At 63.2% G+C, this 17,207-nt stretch carries 19 protein-coding genes and 3 tRNA genes; 14 read left to right on the top strand and 8 right to left on the bottom strand.

From position 1 onward, the window contains the following. Positions 1-5 precede the first annotated feature (5 nt). From IYX23_RS10855 to IYX23_RS10865, 3 genes are read right to left on the bottom strand one after another with little or no spacing between them, the layout of a single operon-like run. Positions 6-1,376 carry an ATP-binding protein gene (locus IYX23_RS10855; RefSeq protein WP_196392860.1) on the bottom strand — a complete coding sequence of 457 codons (1,371 nt, stop codon included), beginning with the start codon at positions 1,374-1,376 and terminating at the stop codon, positions 6-8. An 18-nt stretch (positions 1,377-1,394) separates the two neighbouring features. Next, entirely contained in the window at positions 1,395-2,135 is a 741-nt protein-coding gene (locus IYX23_RS10860; protein ID WP_196392859.1) for a response regulator transcription factor, read from the bottom strand. After that, positions 2,132-2,695 carry a MarR family transcriptional regulator gene (locus IYX23_RS10865; protein WP_196392858.1) on the bottom strand — a complete coding sequence of 188 codons (564 nt, stop codon included), beginning with the start codon at positions 2,693-2,695 and terminating at the stop codon, positions 2,132-2,134. Before IYX23_RS10865 ends, IYX23_RS10860 begins: the two co-directional genes overlap by 4 nt. Before the next feature lie 134 nt (positions 2,696-2,829). Between IYX23_RS10865 and IYX23_RS10870 the strand changes: the two genes are divergently transcribed. Beyond that, a complete protein-coding gene (locus IYX23_RS10870) occupies positions 2,830-3,720 on the top strand; it encodes a branched-chain amino acid aminotransferase (protein WP_196392857.1) in 891 nt (296 codons plus the stop codon). Between the two features lie 45 nt (positions 3,721-3,765). Here IYX23_RS10870 and IYX23_RS10875 read toward each other — a convergent pair whose 3' ends face one another. Beyond that, on the bottom strand, positions 3,766-5,235 hold the full coding sequence (locus IYX23_RS10875) for an aspartate aminotransferase family protein (RefSeq protein WP_210330571.1): 1,470 nt from the start codon (positions 5,233-5,235) through the stop codon (positions 3,766-3,768). Between the two features lie 403 nt (positions 5,236-5,638). Here IYX23_RS10875 and IYX23_RS10880 point away from each other — a divergent pair, with 403 nt between their 5' ends. The 10 genes from IYX23_RS10880 to IYX23_RS10925 all read left to right on the top strand — a co-directional run bounded on the left by IYX23_RS10880 (position 5,639) and on the right by IYX23_RS10925 (position 10,526). Then, positions 5,639-6,250 carry a cold-shock protein gene (locus IYX23_RS10880; protein ID WP_246716669.1) on the top strand — a complete coding sequence of 204 codons (612 nt, stop codon included), beginning with the start codon at positions 5,639-5,641 and terminating at the stop codon, positions 6,248-6,250. Positions 6,251-6,290: 40 nt separating this feature from the next. Beyond that, positions 6,291-6,752, top strand: coding sequence for a DUF192 domain-containing protein (locus IYX23_RS10885; protein ID WP_246716671.1), 462 nt, complete (start codon positions 6,291-6,293; stop codon positions 6,750-6,752). A gap of 84 nt (positions 6,753-6,836) precedes the next feature. Continuing rightward, positions 6,837-6,913 (top strand) — tRNA-Pro (locus IYX23_RS10890). 65 nt (positions 6,914-6,978) lie between these two features. Continuing rightward, positions 6,979-7,287: an ETC complex I subunit gene (locus IYX23_RS10895; protein WP_196392856.1), complete on the top strand. Its 309-nt coding sequence runs from the start codon at positions 6,979-6,981 to the stop codon at positions 7,285-7,287. A gap of 9 nt (positions 7,288-7,296) precedes the next feature. Then, positions 7,297-7,373: transfer RNA gene (locus IYX23_RS10900), tRNA-Arg, on the top strand. 79 nt (positions 7,374-7,452) lie between these two features. Beyond that, positions 7,453-7,529: transfer RNA gene (locus IYX23_RS10905), tRNA-Arg, on the top strand. Between the two features lie 280 nt (positions 7,530-7,809). Further along, entirely contained in the window at positions 7,810-8,298 is a 489-nt protein-coding gene (locus IYX23_RS10910) for a DUF2865 domain-containing protein (RefSeq protein ID WP_196392855.1), read from the top strand. 108 nt (positions 8,299-8,406) lie between these two features. Beyond that, entirely contained in the window at positions 8,407-9,051 is a 645-nt protein-coding gene (locus IYX23_RS10915) for a DUF47 domain-containing protein (protein WP_196392887.1), read from the top strand. Between the two features lie 9 nt (positions 9,052-9,060). Beyond that, positions 9,061-10,059, top strand: a complete 999-nt coding sequence (locus IYX23_RS10920) for an inorganic phosphate transporter (RefSeq protein ID WP_196392854.1) — start codon at positions 9,061-9,063, stop codon at positions 10,057-10,059. Continuing rightward, positions 10,056-10,526: an NUDIX hydrolase gene (locus IYX23_RS10925; protein WP_196392853.1), complete on the top strand. Its 471-nt coding sequence runs from the start codon at positions 10,056-10,058 to the stop codon at positions 10,524-10,526. Before IYX23_RS10920 ends, IYX23_RS10925 begins: the two co-directional genes overlap by 4 nt. Before the next feature lie 3 nt (positions 10,527-10,529). Here IYX23_RS10925 and IYX23_RS10930 read toward each other — a convergent pair whose 3' ends face one another. Together IYX23_RS10930 and metC are read right to left on the bottom strand one after the other, a co-directional pair. Continuing rightward, positions 10,530-10,919 (bottom strand): hypothetical protein, encoded by a 390-nt coding sequence (locus IYX23_RS10930; protein WP_246716673.1) that lies wholly within the window; start codon positions 10,917-10,919, stop codon positions 10,530-10,532. Between the two features lie 39 nt (positions 10,920-10,958). Continuing rightward, the gene (gene metC / locus IYX23_RS10935) at positions 10,959-12,143 is read right to left on the bottom strand and encodes a cystathionine beta-lyase (RefSeq protein WP_196392852.1); all 1,185 of its coding nucleotides are present in this window, start codon (positions 12,141-12,143) and stop codon (positions 10,959-10,961) included. Between the two features lie 73 nt (positions 12,144-12,216). Here metC and IYX23_RS10940 point away from each other — a divergent pair, with 73 nt between their 5' ends. After that, positions 12,217-13,248 (top strand): amino acid ABC transporter substrate-binding protein, encoded by a 1,032-nt coding sequence (locus tag IYX23_RS10940; protein WP_196392851.1) that lies wholly within the window; start codon positions 12,217-12,219, stop codon positions 13,246-13,248. Here the strand turns inward: IYX23_RS10940 and IYX23_RS10945 are convergent. After that, entirely contained in the window at positions 13,241-13,831 is a 591-nt protein-coding gene (locus IYX23_RS10945) for a DUF2478 domain-containing protein (protein WP_196392850.1), read from the bottom strand. The genes IYX23_RS10940 and IYX23_RS10945 overlap by 8 nt on opposite strands. 119 nt (positions 13,832-13,950) lie before the next feature. On the opposite strand from IYX23_RS10945, the gene IYX23_RS10950 reads away from it, so the two are divergent. Beyond that, complete coding sequence (locus tag IYX23_RS10950; protein ID WP_196392849.1) at positions 13,951-14,658, top strand: VWA domain-containing protein; 708 nt, start codon at positions 13,951-13,953, stop codon at positions 14,656-14,658. A 10-nt stretch (positions 14,659-14,668) separates the two neighbouring features. Beyond that, positions 14,669-15,391: a DnaJ domain-containing protein gene (locus IYX23_RS10955; RefSeq protein WP_196392848.1), complete on the top strand. Its 723-nt coding sequence runs from the start codon at positions 14,669-14,671 to the stop codon at positions 15,389-15,391. A 44-nt stretch (positions 15,392-15,435) separates the two neighbouring features. Here the strand turns inward: IYX23_RS10955 and IYX23_RS10960 are convergent, their stop codons facing one another. Beyond that, complete coding sequence (locus IYX23_RS10960; protein ID WP_196392847.1) at positions 15,436-17,112, bottom strand: serine hydrolase; 1,677 nt, start codon at positions 17,110-17,112, stop codon at positions 15,436-15,438. Positions 17,113-17,207 lie beyond the last annotated feature (95 nt).

The raw sequence follows: 17,207 nt of genomic DNA on the forward strand, positions 1-17,207 counted from the left end.
GCGCGCTAGAGCGGGAGACTGGCCGTCGCCCGCAAGCCGCCGAGCGGGCTGCGGTCGAGCGTAATGTCCCCGCCATGGCCGCGTGCGATATCGCGCGCGATGGCGAGGCCCAGACCCGAGTTTCCGTCGTTCTGGTTGCGGGATTCGTCGAGCCGGTAGAATGGCCGGAATGCGTCCTCGCGACGCTCGACGGGGATGCCGGGGCCGTCGTCGTCGATATGCACGGTCATCATCGCGCCGTCGTTGATCACTGAGAGTTCGAGCCGGGCGCCGTAGCGCTGCGCGTTTCCGACGAGGTTGGCGAGCAGCCGCTTGATCGCCGCCGGCCGCGCGACGATTGTCGGATCGCCCTCAATCTTCACGGACGCCGCGAGACCGCGCTTCTCGGTGTCCGCCTTCAGTTCGTCGAGGATGGCGCCGAGATCGGTGGGGGAGGACGTTTCGTCGCCGTCGCCGCGGGCAAAGGCGAGATAGGCCTCAACCATGCGCTCCATCTCGTCCACATCCTTGCGCATTTCCACGGCTTCATGCGAGTCGCGCATCAGCGCGAGAGAGAGTTTGAAACGCGTGATGATGGTTCGCAGATCGTGCGAAACGCCATTGAGCATCGTCGTGCGCTGCTCGATCGCGCGTTCGAAACGGCGTTTCATGTCGAGAAATGCGGCTCCCGCCTGACGCACCTCGCGCGCGCCGCGCGGACTGAATGCGACATCGCGGCCTTTGCCGAATTCCTCGGCGGCGCGGGCCAGCCGCAGGATCGGCCTGATCTGATTGCGCAAGAACGACGTGGCGATGGCGAGGATGATGATTGAGGCGATCGCCATCCACATGAAGAAAATATAGGAGTTCGAGGCGTATGCATGCGTGCGCGTGGCGAGCATTCTCAACGTCGCGTCATTGAGCGCGACGCGGATTTCGATCAGGCTGCCGGGAAGCGCGGTGTTGATCCAGAAGGGCTCTTTCAGTCTGCGCGAGAGCTCCTTGTTGAGCGCCTTGTCGAGCAGCGAGAACAAAGACGATTTTGGCGCCGGCCCGGGCAGGTCCTGCTTGGGGAGAACCGCAATCTCCATATTAAGATCGAAGGCGGCGATGCGGCGCAGTTGTGCGTGATCGGGGTCGTCAGGGAACGTCTGGTAAATATCGACGAGCGCCGCCACTTGCCGGGCCATGCCCGCGGAAAGACGGTAGGTCACGACCTCCCAATGCCGCTCCATGAAGACATAAGCCACCGCGGACTGGAGGAGCACGACCGGCAGGATCACGATCAGCAGCGCGCGGGCGTACAGCCCCTTCGGCATGCGGTCATGCAGCCAGTTGGCGAAGCGCCGCCACAGATTGCGGGGCGCGGCGAGAACTTCCGGTAAGACGACGGTCATCGTGACGACTCTATCATTTCAGCGGTTGGCGTGCAGCAGGTCGACGAGCAGACGATAGCCGTGCCCGCGCACCGTCTGAAGATAGCGTGGCGCATTCGGGTCCGTCTCGATCTTGCGCCTCAATCGGGCGATCTCGACATCGACGCTGCGCTCGCTTGCGCTTCGAGCGGGGTCACGTTGCGCCAAAGTTTGGCGCGAGACAATGGCGCCGCCGCTCTCGGCCAGCGCCCGCAACAGATCGCGCTCGCGCGTCGTGAGTCGGACCGGCGCGCCGTCATGCAGCAATTCGCCGCGCGAAGGATCGAAGACGAAATCGCCAAAACGCTTTGGTCCCGTGGGATCTGCGCGCCGCGCGCGGCGCAATATGCTCGCGATGCGCAGCGACAACTCTCGCGGATCGAAAGGCTTGGCGAGATAGTCGTCGACGCCGGCTTCAAGCCCTTCGACGCGGTCCGCCGTCTCGGTAAGCGCCGTCAGCATCAGAATGGGCGCGGAGCGCAGCGGTTCCGCGCTCTTACGCAGCCGCGCTGCGAAGGCCGTGCCGCTTTCGCCAGGCATCATGACGTCGAGAACGATAAGATCGAAGGCGATGTCGCGCATTCTGACGCTCGCCTCCCTGGCGTCGGCTGCAGCGCTGACGAAATAGCCTTCGTTCATCAGATAGCGCGACAGCAGGGTGCGAATGCGCTGATCGTCGTCGACCACGAGGATATGCGCCGCTTTCGCATTCGGCGCGGCGCGTTGCGGAAAATCCGTCATGTCGCGGCGCCGGCCGCTTTCGCGTAGGCAAGATGCGCTCGAACGCGCTCACGCTCGCCGGAGTCGATCATCGCGAACAGGAATTTGGAGGCGGCGCCGCGCGCCGCAGGCGGGAGCTCGTCCATGACTTTCAGGAAGCGCGCTGATTGCAGCGCCGCCAGATCGCGCGCGAGGGCCGCGCCCTTGGGGGTCGGATAGAGCAGGCGCTGGCGGCGGTCGACGACGCCGGCGCGCGCCTCGACGAAGCCCGCCTCAAGAAGTTGCTTCAGCACACGGTTGAGGCTCTGCTTGGTGATTCTCAATATATCCAGCAGCGCGGCGATGGTGAGGCCAGGGCGACGGTTGACGAAATGGAGCACGCGGTGATGCGCGCGTCCGAACCCATAATTCTCGAGCAGCCGGTCGGCGTCTCCCACGAAATCCCGGTAGGCGAAAAAAAATAATTCCACGAGTTCGAGAGCGTCGCCGTCACCCGCCGCGGCCGCCGCTTCCGCGGCCGCGTTCCGCCAAGCGGCGACGCTGGGCGGCTCGGAGATTTTTCTCGCTACGAGTTCATCCACGCTATTTATTGCCTGACGTTTTGGCGCGAGCTATTTACGTCAACTATATTGACATAAATCTGACCGATAGCTAGTGCTGACCAAGCGTCGCAGCGCCTTGTTTGGCCTCTCGATCGCGTCTTCCGGAGTTCGCCATGTCGCTTCCGCCCTTCGATCAGCGCGACGGATTCATTTGGTATAATGGTGCGCTCGTTCCGTGGCGCGAAGCGAAGCTTCACGTTCTCTCGCACGGGCTGCATTACGCGTCCTGCGTCTTCGAAGGCGAACGCGCCTACGGCGGGACGATCTTCAAATCGCGCGAACATTCCGAGAGGTTTCAGGCGTCCGCTCGGATCCTCGATTTCGAGATTCCCTACAGCGTCGAAGAGATCGACGCCGCAAAACATGAGACCGTAAAGGCCAACGGCCTCTCGAACTGCTATGTGCGTCCGGTGGCTTGGCGCGGCAGCGAAATGATGGCGGTCGCGGCGCAGAATTCGACGATCAACGTCGCCATCGCCGTTTGGGATTGGCCGAGCATGTTTGATGTCGAGACCAAGATGAAAGGCGTCAAGCTCGACATCGCCGAATATCGCCGGCCTGATCCGCTGACCGCGCCCTCGATGGCCAAGGCCGCAGGCCTTTATATGATTTGCACCATTTCCAAGCACCGCGCGGAGCGGCGCGGCTTTGCTGACGCGCTGATGTACGATTGGCTCGGCCGAGTCGCAGAATGCACCGGCGCGAACGTCTTCTTTGTTCAGGACGGCGCGCTGCATACGCCGATCGCCGATTGTTTTCTCGATGGCATCACAAGGCGCACAGTGATCGACCTTGCAAAGAGACGCGGCGTTGACGTCATCGAGCGCCGGATCATGCCTGAGGAACTGGGGTCATTTTCGGAGTGCTTCATCTGCGGCACCGGCGCCGAAGTGACGCCGGTTTCGGAAATCGGCGTCTATCGATTCACGCCCGGCGCGCTTTCGCGCGCGCTGATCGAAGATTATTCTCGCGAAGTGGAGAAGCAGCCGTCGCCGGCGGCTTGAGCGCGACTCTGCGCGCGTCCTCGCCGGAGGGTCGAGGCAAGAGCGTCAGCCGCTCATTCGCGCCTTTATCGCGTGTTCCGCCAGAGTCTTGCCGAGCGACCAGACGGCGGAAGGCGCCTTATGCGCGTCTGCAATGACCGCATCGAAGGATTGCTCGATCCAATCGCAATCTTCATCGGAAATCGTGAGCGGCGGCAACAGTTTGATGGTGTGATTGCCGTGTCCGGCCACTTGCGTCAGCACTTTATGATCCCGAAACAGCGGGATGGAGATGAGTTGGCAGAACAGGCCTGAATTCACCGTCTCCAGGAGATTCCAAGCGGCCTTCAGTTTGAACGACTTCGGCGGCCCGAATTCGATTCCGATCATGAGGCCCTTGCCGCGCACATCGGCGACGAGCTCGTAGCCGCCGGCCATTCGTTGGAAGGATGCGAGCAGACGGTCGCCCGTCTTGGCCGCATTCTCCATCACCCGCTCATTCTTCAACACGTCCAGCGTCGCGATTCCGGCCGCCATAGCGAGATCGTTCTTGCTGAAGGTCGAGCCGTGCACGACGGCGCGATCCATGCGGTCGAAGACCTTATCGAAGATCCATTTACGCGTGAGCACCGCTCCAACCGGCACATGGCCGCCGGAAAGCGCCTTGGCGACGACGATCATATCGGGTTCGACGCCCGGGAAGTGATCGATGGCGAAGAATCGGCCCGTTCGGCCCACTCCCGTCTGAATTTCGTCGGCGACGAACAGCGTTCCATATTTGCGGCAGAGCGCCTGCGCGCCGAGAAGATAGCCCTCTTGCGGAATGTTGACGCCCTTGCCCTGGATCGGCTCGACGAAGAAGGCGGCGATGTCGCGCCCCGCCAAAGCGCGTTCGAGCGCGTCGAGATCATCGAACGCAACCTCGCGCGCGTTCGGCAGCAGCGGTCCAAAACCTTTCTTGAAAATTTCGTCGCCGTTCATCGACAGCGAACCATAGGTCAGGCCGTGGAATGAATGCGCGCAATGCAAGATTCCGGGACGACCCGTCGCCGCACGCGCGAATTTAATCGCCGCTTCGACCGACTCGGCGCCTGAATTGGCGAAAAAGACCTTTTCCAGCCAGGGCGCGTAGGCAAGCAATTTTTCCGCGAGAACGCCGGCCAGAACTGAAACGTCAAGTTGCACGAGATTGGCGAACTCGCCGTCGAGCACGCTTACGAGCGCGTCGCGCACCGCGGGATGGTTGCGTCCGAGCGCGAAGACTCCCCAGCCGCTGAGGAGATCGAGATAGCGGTCGCCCTTGCGGTCCCACAGATAAGGCCCAAGGCCCCGGGTGAAGCCAACGTCATAGCCGATCGTCTTGAGAACGCGCACCCACATTTCATTGAGGTGTTTTGTATGCAGCGAAAAGCGCTCGCTCTCGCGGGCCGCCACAAGCGTGGCGAGATCATAGCGAGGATCAACTTGCGCAGAGGCGCTTTCCGCAGCGTAGACAGTCTTGGGCGCGTTCGCTGGCGCGGTCGACGAGTGGGTCATTTGCGGCGCTCCAACCGAGGAAATGGCGGGCAGGCGACAGGGCGCGCGAGGCTCGCCGGGTTCCGATTGCGCGTCCGGGGCGGGTTTGTCAAATCCCCGTCGATGTGGCGCATGGGCCACATGTTCAAAGATTTTGGGCGTTGCCGCCGATTTATCCGCGACAGAATCCGCGTTTATTGCGCAATATCGCGGCGCGCGTCGTGGCGCGCGCACGCATGTTTCAGTTTCAGCGACAATGGGTTCGCCAATTCACGCAGCGCGGCGCGCGTATCCACAGACATTCGTTGGTGGACGAAATTTGCCGGTTGGATGGCGCGCCGCGGGTGTTATCTTGTTAAAAGTGATTCATGAGCGACGCGGGGTGATTCGCGCTTTAGGATAATCGCCAGCGCGCGCCAGTCGAATGCTCTGGATCAGCACGGGGAGTTGGTCGGTGAGCGCTAAAGTAACTTTTCAAGATGATTTGACAGCGAGCGCGACAGAATCCGATGAGACCGGTCTCGAATTGGTCGAAGTCGCGGGACGGATTAAATGGTTCGATGTCGCCAAGGGCTACGGTTTCGTGGTGCCCGACGACGGCTCCGACGATATTCTCCTGCACGTCACCATTCTCCGCCGCAGCGGTATGCAAACGGCCTTTGAAGGCGCGCGCGTCGTCTGCGAGGCGCAGAAGCGCGACAAGGGCATGCAGGTCTTTCGCGTCATCGCGATGGACGAAACCACTGCGGTGCATCCGTCACAATCCTGCGCCGGGCGCACCCACGTCCAAATTGTCCCGACAAGCGGCTATGAGATCGCCATCGTCAAATGGTTCAACCGCATGAAGGGATTCGGCTTCCTGACGCGCGGCGAAGGCACCGAAGACATCTTTCTGCACATGGAGACGGTGCGCCGCTACGGCATGACCGAACTCAAGCCAGGCGATAGCGTGCTCGTGCGTTACGGCGACGGTCCCAAGGGTCTGATGGCGGCCGAAGTGCGGCCGCTCGACGCCAAAAGCGTCCCGTCGCACTGAAGACATCCATGCTGCGCACGGCTCTTTGGAGCCCACCCGAATGAGAACTGCGCAAATCTTCCGTACAATGATCATGTCGCTCTGTCTGGCGCTGATCGCCTCGACAGTCGCGCGGGCCGAACCCGCCGTTGAAATGATGCGCATCGTGACGTCGACGGGCGAGCATGACTTCAAAGTCGAAGTCGTGGACACGCCCAAGGCGCGCGCCCGCGGCCTCATGTACCGCAAATCGATGCCCGCCGATCACGGCATGTTGTTCGAATTCAAGGCCGAGGGGCCTGTTTCGATGTGGATGAGAAATACTTACATCCCGCTCGACATGGTTTTCATCGGGCGCGACGGGCGGGTGGTGGGCGTGGCCGCCGACACCGAGCCCATGTCGGAACGAATCATCACTTCGCCTGCGCCAGCCTATGCGGTGCTGGAGCTGAACGCTGGCGCCGCGCGGAAAATGTCGCTCGCGCCCGGGGACCAGGTGCGGCACCGCATGTTCAAGCGATAGTCGCATTCCCTTGTGAGGGGCGGCCGTGCGTGGTAGCGAAATTCGAGCGAGGGCAGAGCCGACGTAGGCGCGGCTTGGTCCCGGCGGGGTATAGCGCAGCCTGGTAGCGCGGAAGTTTTGGGTACTTCAGGTCGCAGGTTCGAATCCTGCTGCCCCGACCAGCGCAAAAGACCGCCGCGCGCCGCTCACATGACGCGTCTACGAGCGCAGCCAAGGACGAGGCCATATGACCGCACGCATCTATCTTCCGGCGCCGAGCGCCACTCAGTCCGGTCCGGGGTCGGACATGTGGCGGCTGGACTTTGAGCCGGAGCTTCCGCGCAGCATCGAGCCGCTCATGGGCTGGACCAGCTCCGGTGACATGCGCCAGCAGGTCAGACTCAGTTTTTCCACCAAGGAGGAGGCGATCGCCTACGCCGAACGCACTGGCCTCGCCTATCGGGTCGAGGAGCCGAAGCCCAATCTGGCGGCGCGGCGCGGCGTATCCTATTCAGATAATTTCAAGACCAGCCGCATCGGTCTCTGGACGCACTGAGGCTGTTTCGGCCCCGTAGCTCAGCCGGATAGAGCAACTGCCTTCTAAGCAGTAGGTCGCAGGTTCGAATCCTGCCGGGGTCGCCATATATGACTACCCTGTCGAGCGTTGCTGGCGTCGCGTGGCCGAGTTGATATGGTCCGCGACGAAAGCTGCGCCGTCGACGGCTCCGTAGCTCAGCTGGATAGAGCAACTGCCTTCGAAGCAGTAGGTCGCAGGTTCGAATCCTGCCGGGGTCGCCAGTCGTTTAGTAGACGGGGACGGCGAATGCGGCTCAACCGCCCGGGTGCGACAGGGATCGCCGGCGCTCTGGCTTTCGCCTTGGCGTTCATCTCACCCTTCGACGTTTTGGCTCAAGGCGAATTTTTAGATTTCCTGTTCGGACCCGATCAACCTCCGGCGTTCTCGTCCCACCGTTCCTGGCGGGTCATGCGTGCGCGCCCGCGGCAGCCGCGGCGCCCGCCAAAGACTTCAATTCATTCCGCCAAACCCGAACCCGCAAACACTGCCGAAACGGACTCGATGTCCGGCGGCGGCTATTGCGTGCGCGCCTGCGACGGCTATTATTTTCCCCTAATCAAATTGTCGCGCATTTCCGGCCAGCGCTCCTGCGAACTCGCCTGTCCCTCCGCGCGCGTGCAGCTCTATGAGGGCGCAAGCATCGAGCAGGCGCGCAACGCCAAAGGGCAACGCTATTCCGCGCTTCCGGCGGCGTTCAGCTTTCGCGACAAGCTGACGACAGGATGCGCATGCAACGATCCGGCCGCATCTCGCGACCATTACCTTCGGCTGTCCCGCCGGGATCCGACACTGCAAACCGGCGATATCGTCGTCGGCGAGAAGGGCGCATTCATTTACAGCCGCTCAAGCCTTGTGAGCGTCAGTCATGCCTCGCGCCAGATCAGGGCGCGGTTACGAGGTGTGCTGTCGCGCAACATCGCGCCCGACGAGGCGCGCGCCTCCCACCAAGGCACCGTAGCGTTGAACAGAACGCAACGTCCGGCAAAATAGTCGCGGCCGCGGCGTCTGCGGCGCTTTACACTCGATGCGGCGCCGGCTATGTGCCGCGAACTCGTTTATGACGCTTTTGTGACGATTCTCCCGGGAGGCGAGAGCGCGATGCTGTCTTGGTTTCAGGCGCTCATGCCGAGAGAGGAGCGCTTCTTCGATCTTTTCGAGCGGCATGCGGAGACGCTCGTCGCCGGATCACACGCATTGCGGGACTTGCTGAACGGGGGCGACCGCGTGCTCGTCTGCAGTCAAGAAATCCGCCGCCAAGAGCATGAGGCCGACGCCATCGTGCGCGAGGCCCATCTGGCGGTTCGCCGCACATTCATCACGCCGTTCGACCGCAGCGACATCCGTGACCTGGTCACCGCGATGGACGACGCGATCGACCAAATGCATCAAACGGCGAAGGCGACGCTGCTTTACGAGACGCGAGATTTCGAGCCGGCCATGCGTCGCATGGGCGATATTATCGTCCAGTCGGCGGAACTCACGCGCAGCGCCATACCTTTGCTGCGCGTGATGCGCCAGAATGCCGGCAGTCTCAACGCGTTCAGCGAGGAGATCACCCGCATCGAGGACGAGGCCGACGCCATCCACGATCAGGGCTTGAAGGAGCTGTTTCTGGCGCACCGCCACAAAGACCCGATGGCGTTCATCGTCGGCGCGGAAATCTACGGCCATCTCGAAAGAGTCGTCGACGGGTTCGAGGATGTCGCCGACCGCGTCGCCGGCATCGTCATCGAGCATACTTAAGGACGGCGCTTGCAGAACTTTTCATTCTATCTCATTGGGCTTATCGCGGTCGCACTGATCTTCGATTTCCTGAACGGCCTGCACGACGCCGCCAATTCCATCGCGACGATCGTCTCGACCCGCGTTCTGCGTCCGCAGCTCGCAGTGGCTTGGGCCGCCTTCTTCAACTTCATCGCGTTCCTGTTTTTTGGGCTTCACGTCGCGCAAACAGTGGGCGCTGGCATCGTCTCGCCCGATATCGTGGACGATTTCGTGGTGTTCGGGGCGCTGATGGGGGCGATCGTCTGGAATCTGATCACATGGGGATTGGGCATTCCGTCATCGAGTTCGCACGCCCTTGTCGGGGGTCTCGTGGGCGCCGGCGTGGCCAAGGTCGGCGCTTCCGCGATCGTCTGGAACGGGCTGCTCAAGACCGGCGCAGCGATCGTATTGTCGCCGGCGCTCGGATTCGTCCTGGCGCTGGCGCTGATCCTGCTTGTTTCCTGGGTTTTCGTGCGCCGGACGCCGGGCGGCGTCGATGCGCTGTTTCGCGTTCTGCAATTCGCCTCCGCGTCGCTTTATTCGCTAGGCCACGGCGGCAATGACGCACAGAAAACCATGGGGGTGATCGCGGTGCTCCTCTATTCGCACGGGGCGCTCGGCGGCGAGTTCTACGTGCCGTTTTGGGTTGTCATCGCCTGTCAGGCGGCCATGGGCCTTGGAACCTTGTTTGGCGGGTGGCGGATCGTGCGCACAATGGGATCGAGGATCACCCGCTTGACGCCGGTGCAAGGCTTCTGCGCCGAGACGGGAGGCGCGATCACTCTGTTTCTCGCGACGGCGCTGGGCGTGCCAGTGTCGACGACGCATACGATCACCGGCGCGATCATTGGCGTGGGCGCGTCGCGGCGCGTGGCGGCGGTCCGCTGGAATGTCGCGAAGGACATCGTCATCGCCTGGGTCATCACCATGCCGATGGCCGCCTTTTTCGCCGCGACCTTCTACGCGCTTGCGAGGTTCGCGGCATGAAGACCGCCAAAGTGAAGAAGAAGCGCGTCGGCGCAGGTTCCGTCCTTCGCACGCAATACGCGGCTTTACCTTGGCGGATCAACAGTGGCCGCCTGGAGATCATGCTGGTCACCTCCCGCGACACAAAGCGCTGGGTGATACCGAAGGGCTGGCCGATGAAAGGCCGCAAACCGCATATCGTCGCGGCGATCGAAGCGGTGCAGGAGGCCGGCCTCGTCGGCAAGATGGACAAAGCCAAGCTCGGCGACTTCCGCTATGAAAAACGCCTCGACAGCGGCGCGACCGTCGACTGCCGCGTCGAGGTGTTTTCTCTGCGCGTACAAAGGCAGCGCAAAAAATGGCGCGAGCAGAAGCAGCGCGCCACCCGATGGTTCGAGTGCGCCGTCGCCGCCGAACTCGTCGAGGAGCCCGAACTGCGCGATCTGATGCTAAGCTTTGGCAGTGCTTCTACGCCGCCGAAAGCCTAAAGGTCAGCGCGTTTTGGGCGGCGGGGGATCGGCGCGCATCCAGCCTTTCGGGAGCTTCATGCGGGCGGCCTTACAAAACACCGTAGGTTCCGAGACTTTAGCGGTCTTGTCTTTTTTGCCCGAGTGGCTCTTGGCTCCTGCAGCGGGAGCATCCTTGTCGCCTTTGTCATAGACCGTCTTGTCCTTGCAGACGTCGGGGCATTTGCCGATGACGTCCGACTTGTTCTGGCCACATGCCTTGCAAGCGCATGTGGAGTTCGGAAAGTCTTGACCACTGGCCGCCCGCGCCGGCGCGACGCCCGCAATCAAAAAACCGCAGACGGCCACATAGGCAGCAACCCGGAAAACGGCCACCATATTGCTTCTCCTCTTCAAGATATCTTTTCGCGACAAGGGATGCGAAAACCTGGAATGCGCTGCGGCGCGCCGCCTTCAAAAGCCGTTGAGCCGAGCCAGTCCCGCCTCGAGATCCGATTTCAGATCAGCGACATCCTCCAGTCCGATCGAGAAGCGCAGCGCCGGTCCTTCCGGAGCCCATCGCGTCGCCGTCCTGTAAGAAGCGCAGTCGAAGGGCAGGACAAGGCTTTCATAGCCGCCCCATGAGAATCCGATACCGAACAATTCCAATCCGTCGACAAAAGCGGCGACCGCCTTTTTTGTAGTCTCTTTGAGGATAACGGAAAAAACGCCAGAGGCGCCGGTAAAATCTCGTTTCCACAGCGCGTGGCCGGGATGCGTCGCAAGGGCGGGATGCAGCACGCGCGAAACTTCCGGTCGGTCCTCCAGCCACTGCGCGATGTCGAGCGCGGCGCGTTCCTGTTCGCGCAGCCGCAGCGCCATGGTGCGCAGCCCGCGCAGGGCGAGCGAGGCGTCGTCGGGACTGGACCCCATGCTGAAGGCGTTGAAGGTCGCGCGCAGGCGCTTCGCCCACTCCGAATTGGCCGAAACAAGCCCCATGAGGAGGTCGGCGTGGCCCGAGAGATATTTGGTGCCGGCGTCGACGGCGAGGTCGCAGCCGCGCTCATGCGGCGGGAAGAGAAGAGGGGTCGCCCAGGTGTTGTCCGCGATCACACAGGCGCCATGGGCGCGGGCGGCCGCCGCGATCGCAGGAATGTCTTGAACTTCCATGCTCTGGGAACCGGGCGACTCGACGAGCACCGCGGTCGTTTCGGGCTTCATCATCGCGGCGATGCCGCCGCCGATCAAGGGATCGTAATAGTCGACCGTGACGCCGAAGCGGGCGAGAATGCCGTCGCAAAAGATCCGCGTCGGCTGATAAGCCGAATCCACGATGAGCGCGTGCGCGCCCGCGTGCGTGGCGGTGAGCAGCGCCAACCCGATCGCCGCAAGGCCGGAGGGCGTCAGCACCGTGTCGGCGGCGCCGGCGATCTCACACCAGCCCTGCTCGAGCGCGCGAGTCGTGGGCGTTCCCTTGGTGCCATAGGTGTACGGCTGCCGTAACGCCTCGAGAGCCGCGACCGTCGGGAACAGCACCGTCGAACCGCGATAAATGGGTGGATTGACGAAGCCGAAATGATCGAATGGCGTGCGGCCTGCTTGCGTGACCAGAGTGGCGGGCTTTAACTTACGCCTTGCTTTTCTCTTTTCTTCGGACATGCCGCCTCTGACAACTCGCCTGCGTGAACGCCGCGCGACCGTAGTATATCCTCCGCCGGATGCCGAGCCCGCCATGATCCGCCGCACAGCTTTCGCCTTCTTTGCGGCCTTCGCCGGAGCGCTTTTCGCTCTCAGCGCCGGGGCGCAAACGGATGTCGCTCCGACGCTCGCGCAGATCATGAAGCGCGGCTTTTTGACCTGCGGCGTCACTGACGCGCCCGGCTTAGCTCAACGCGACGGCGGGGGTGAATGGCGTGGCTTCGAGGTCGATTTTTGCCGGGCCGTCGCCAGCGCCGTCCTCGACGACCCGGCGAAGGCGCGATTCGTTGAGCTCTCGCAGAAAGAGCGCGCTGGCGCATTGCAGGCGGGCGCTGTCGATCTGCTCGTTAGCGCATCGCCGTGGACCCAAGCGCGCGACGCCGGACAAAAGCTGATCTATGCCGGCGTCTTTCTCCATGACGGGCAGGGGTTCTTGGTCCGCCGGCAGCGCAACTTAGCTTCCGTCCAGGACCTCGACGGCGCATCGATCTGCATCGAGCAAGGCACGCCCTACGAACTCGCGGTCGCCGATTTTTTCCGGGCCCGCAAGGCGAAATATGATCCGAAGCTGTTCCCGAGCCTCGAGGACGCGGCCAAGGCCTATGACGGGGAAAAATGTGAAGCGCTGACGGCTGACGTTTCGACGCTGCATGGCGTCCGCATAGGCTTGACGGCGCCTGCGGATCACGCGGTCCTGCCGGACATTCTTTCGAAATCGCCGCGCGGCCCGCTTGTCCGCCAAGGCGACGATCAGTGGCTCAACATCGTTCGCTGGACGCTTTTCGCGATGATCGACGCAGAGGAGTTGGAGGTGTCGAAGGCGAACGCCGACGCCGCTTTATCGTCGGAAAATCCTCAAATACGACGGCTGCTCGGCGTTGACGGCGCCCATGGCGACGATCTCGGCCTCTCTCAGGACTGGGCCTACCGCATCGTTAAACATGTCGGCAATTACGCCGACGTTTTTGAGCGCAATCTCGGGCAGGGCGCGCCCTACGCCATGGAGCGCAGGCTGAACGCTTTGTGGAACAAGGGCGGCCTGATGTTTGCGCCGCCGGTCAGATAGAGGTTCGATCCGGCGATGGCGCGCGCAGCCTCGCCCACCAATCCGCCAACGCCTGGCGCTCGGGCGCGATGTCTTCCGCCAGCGGCCCGGTGAAGGCGCGCCATTCGTCGCGATAGTGCGGAGAGACCGCTGCGATCACCGGAACGCGCGCGGTCATCGCCGCTCGGAAGGCGTCGCAGAGACCGCCACGCGCGGCCTCCTGTTTGGAGAACTTGCTGACCACGATCAGTTGCGCGCCGTCGCGCGCCGCGCGTTCGATCGCCGCGCAGGCGAGCGCCAGCTCGCTCGTATCAAGGTTGCAGGCGACCGAACCGGAGCCGAGATCCTGCGAGATCGGATAAAAGGCGCCGGTGGCGACGTCCCGCAACATGATCGCCGATCGTCCAGAGGACTCCGCGACGCGCGTTTGCGTCACGCCGCCGACCCGCACGCCCTCGCGCATCAGCTCTTCGGCGAAGGCTTGCATAAGGGACTGGACCCGAACGCTATCTTCCGCGGGCAGGGCCGCAATGCGCGTCCATCCGATCGCGGTCGTCAGCGCCGACCCGCTCAAGACAGGAGATTCTTCGCTGGGGACCGACATCGCATCCTCGCCGTGCGCGCCGAAAGAGCCTATGTTTCCGGTTGCGCGCCGAGCCTCTTGTTTATCAGAGACCGCGGCCGATTTGATAGAGAGCGTCAGATAACACGACGTGAACCGCAGTGGGCGAACATTCACCTAAGCCGCCGGCAACTCAAGGCTCCGTGCAATCGGGGCCGATAGACGCCTTCCTTGACAAGGCGAAGAACGTCGCGGCGAGCGCGTCGCGCGGACGGTTGATTTTCGCGCTGGACGCCACAATGAGCAGACAGCCGACCTGGGACATGGCCCAGTCGATACAGGGCGAAATGTTCCGCACCACCGCCGCCCAGGGCGGACTGGATGTTCAACTCGTCTACTTCCGCGGCTTCGGGGAATGCCGCGCCTCGCGCTTCGTCTCAGGAGGCGAGGGGCTCGGCGCGCTGATGTCGCGCATCGCCTGTCGCGGCGGCCGCACGCAGATCGGCAAGGTTCTGCGCCACGCTCTCGACGAATCGCGTGCGGGACGCGTGGGAGCGCTCATTTACATTGGCGACGCCATGGAGGAGCGGCTCGACGCCCTCGCGGCGACGGCAGGCGAGCTCGGGCTGCTCGGCGTCAAGACCTTCATGTTTCAGGAGGGCCAGGACTCAGCCGCACAGCAGGCCTATCGTGAAATCGCGCGCCTGACGGGCGGCGCCTATGCGGCGTTCGACGCCACTGCTCCGCGGCGTTTAGCGGAGCTTCTCGCCGCCGCGGCGGCGTATGCAGTAGGGGGCAGACCCGAGTTGGAGCGGCGCGCCAGCGAAGGCGAGGGCGCCGCGCGCCTGCTCCTGTCTCAGATCGGTTGAGGATAAAAGGATGCCCATTCTGATCGGACTCGCCTTGCTCCTGACGGTTGTGGCGCTAAACGCCTATACGAAGACGTCGCCGGCGCTGTTGGCGGTGATTTTGAAGCGCGGCGGCGGCTTCGTTGCCCTTGCCATGGGCGCCTTGCTTCTGGTGCGGGGACGCCTCGATCTCGGCATGGCGCTCCTGGGCTTTGGCGTTTGGCTGATGGGCGTCGGCGGGGGCGCGCTGAGCGGCTTTCGCAAAGCGGGCCCAGGCGCCGGCGGCGTATCACGGGTTCGATCAGCCATGATCGAAATGGAGCTCGACCACTCCACCGGGGCCATCAGGGGCGTGGTTCTGGCCGGGCAGCACGAAGGCGCGCAGCTTGATTCATTGGCGCGGCCTGCGCTCCTCGAACTCTATGGCGTTTGCCGCCGTGACGATCCTGACGGCGCCAGGCTCCTAGAGGCTTATCTGGACCGCCGTTTTTCCGGTTGGCGTTCGGCAAGCGATACGCACGCAAACTCGGGGGGTTTTCGTCCGGGCGAGGGCGGCGCGCGTCGTGCGGGCGCGATTTCGGAAGACGAGGCTTACGAAATTCTCGGCCTCAAGCGCGGCGCCGCGGCGGCGGACATTGCGCGCGCCCATCGTGATCTGATGAAGAAGCTTCATCCAGATCTTGGCGGAACGACGGATCTTGCGGCCAGGGTAAATGAGGCCAAGGACGTCCTGATGCGGCGTCACCAGCACTGACGCGCGTCGCGCGCTGTAGTCGTGGTCCCAAGTCGCGGACATGATCAGTTCTTTGTCGTGAAGCAGGAGAAGCCGGAGCGCTTGAGCGCCTTGCACGCCGACTGCGCCGTGTCTTCCTCGAGTCCGGCGAAACGCGCACGATAGAGCGTTTCGCTTCCCCTCTGCACCTTCTCGGTGAACGCCCTGGCGGTGGCGGGAAAGCCTTGAAGCTGGCTGCGCGCGCGCGCGAGCAGCTGATTGGCTTTCTCCTGATCGTCGGTCGCGCCGATCTGAATCATCCAGCCCGGACGCCCGGGACGCACGGCGTCCGTTTTGGCGGCCAGTGATTTGGCGCCATTGCCGCGAATCGCCGACGGCGTCGTCGATACCGGCATAATGTCGATTTTTTGCGCGCCGCTCGTCGTCGAGCCGTCGCGCGCGGCGACCGGCGTGGCCCCGGCGCGGGCCTTGGCGCTGGGGGACGCGCCCTTGCGTTCCGAATCGGCGGCGTCGGCCGTTCGCTTCTGACCGCCAGAAACGAAGGCGGGACGAACCGCTGGGCGTGCAGCGCTCTCCTGCGGCGGAATGGACGCCGCGGGAACCGGAGCGCTCAGCTGGCGGCCAAACGGTTCGGGCTCGGCGGCCGCGTCTTCCTGAGGCTCGGCATAAGCCAAGCGTTCGGCGGCGATCTGTTGGGCGCGCTCAGCCGCGCGCGCAGCGCGCTGCGCGCGCTCAGCAGCGAGTTGTTCCTGCGCCTGGAGGGCGCGCGGATCCTCGCTCACCGCCGCCGCGGTTCTAACGGAAGAGCCGCCGTCTATATGTTCCTCGATCAGCCCCGCCATGATGCGATCTCGCGTGTAGGCTGTCTTGCCGCCCATCACCACCGCGACGATGTGATGCCCGCGTCGGCGCACGGAGGTCAGAAGATTGAAGCCGGATGCGCGCGTGTAGCCGGTCTTGATGCCGTCCATGCCCTCGACCTGGCCGAGGAGATGATTGTGATTTCGGTGCAGCGCGCCGTTATAGGCGAAGCTCGGCGTCGAGAAATAGCGATAGTAGCGCGGAAAGCGCTCCTGTATGGCGCGTCCGAGCACCGCAAGATCATAGGCCGTCGTCACCTGATTAGGATCGGGGAGCCCCGACGCGTTCTCATAATTGGTGTTGCGCATCCCAAGCGCATGCGCCTTGCGCGTCATCATCTGCGCGAAACTATGTTCGTCGCCCGCGACGTTCTCGGCGATCGCGCAGGCGATGTCGTTGGCGGATTTGGTGACCACCGCCTTAATCGCATTGTCGACGCTGATCGTCTGTCCAGGACGCAGGCCAAGCTTGGAAGGCGCCTGCGCCGCCGCGTGTTGCGAGATCATCAGAGGCGAGTCCAGGCGCAGCCGCCCTTGTTCGAGCTGCTCGAACAGAAGGTAGAGCGTCATCACCTTTGTCACCGAGGCGGGATGGCGCAACTCGTGCTCGGAACGGGAATAGAGCGCACGGCCGCTGTTTGCGTCGACGACAATGGCCGAAAAGCCGCGATGCTCGCCGACGACAGCGTCGCTGACCGCGTTGGCGCGCGCCTTAACCGCCGAATTGCGGTTGTCAGAATCACTGCGATGCTGGAAATGATGTCCGCGGCGCGCCTCAGCGGGGATTGCCGACAGCGTGACGAGGATCGTTGTGATCGTGGCAAAGGTTGCCGCGAGGGAGCGGGGCCGCGGCAGGCGGTCCGACAATCTCGATCTCAGCATAAACGCGCCCCTTGACTTCACTGTTGTTCGCGCAACCGCCCAGCCGCGCCAAAAGTGACGATTTGGCAGACTAAGGGCTTGCAGTTACCCGGGGG

Origin of the sequence: Methylocystis sp. L43 (assembly GCF_015709525.1) — a bacterium.
Lineage (GTDB): Bacteria > Pseudomonadota > Alphaproteobacteria > Rhizobiales > Beijerinckiaceae > Methylocystis.

Excerpts from the sequence above, each read along its gene's own strand:
- IYX23_RS10855 (WP_196392860.1), bottom strand. The coding sequence starts at position 1,376 with ATGACCGTCGTCTTACCGGAAGTTCTCGCCGCGCCCCGCAATCTGTGG.
- IYX23_RS10860 (WP_196392859.1), bottom strand. The coding sequence starts at position 2,135 with ATGACGGATTTTCCGCAACGCGCCGCGCCGAATGCGAAAGCGGCGCAT.
- IYX23_RS10870 (WP_196392857.1), top strand. The coding sequence starts at position 2,830 with ATGTCGCTTCCGCCCTTCGATCAGCGCGACGGATTCATTTGGTATAAT.
- IYX23_RS10875 (WP_210330571.1), bottom strand. The coding sequence starts at position 5,235 with ATGACCCACTCGTCGACCGCGCCAGCGAACGCGCCCAAGACTGTCTAC.
- IYX23_RS10880 (WP_246716669.1), top strand. The coding sequence starts at position 5,639 with ATGCTCTGGATCAGCACGGGGAGTTGGTCGGTGAGCGCTAAAGTAACT.
- IYX23_RS10885 (WP_246716671.1), top strand. The coding sequence starts at position 6,291 with ATGAGAACTGCGCAAATCTTCCGTACAATGATCATGTCGCTCTGTCTG.
- IYX23_RS10895 (WP_196392856.1), top strand. The coding sequence starts at position 6,979 with ATGACCGCACGCATCTATCTTCCGGCGCCGAGCGCCACTCAGTCCGGT.
- IYX23_RS10910 (WP_196392855.1), top strand. The coding sequence starts at position 7,810 with ATGTCCGGCGGCGGCTATTGCGTGCGCGCCTGCGACGGCTATTATTTT.
- IYX23_RS10915 (WP_196392887.1), top strand. The coding sequence starts at position 8,407 with ATGCTGTCTTGGTTTCAGGCGCTCATGCCGAGAGAGGAGCGCTTCTTC.
- IYX23_RS10925 (WP_196392853.1), top strand. The coding sequence starts at position 10,056 with ATGAAGACCGCCAAAGTGAAGAAGAAGCGCGTCGGCGCAGGTTCCGTC.
- metC (WP_196392852.1), bottom strand. The coding sequence starts at position 12,143 with ATGTCCGAAGAAAAGAGAAAAGCAAGGCGTAAGTTAAAGCCCGCCACT.
- IYX23_RS10940 (WP_196392851.1), top strand. The coding sequence starts at position 12,217 with ATGATCCGCCGCACAGCTTTCGCCTTCTTTGCGGCCTTCGCCGGAGCG.
- IYX23_RS10945 (WP_196392850.1), bottom strand. The coding sequence starts at position 13,831 with ATGTCGGTCCCCAGCGAAGAATCTCCTGTCTTGAGCGGGTCGGCGCTG.
- IYX23_RS10955 (WP_196392848.1), top strand. The coding sequence starts at position 14,669 with ATGCCCATTCTGATCGGACTCGCCTTGCTCCTGACGGTTGTGGCGCTA.
- IYX23_RS10960 (WP_196392847.1), bottom strand. The coding sequence starts at position 17,112 with ATGCTGAGATCGAGATTGTCGGACCGCCTGCCGCGGCCCCGCTCCCTC.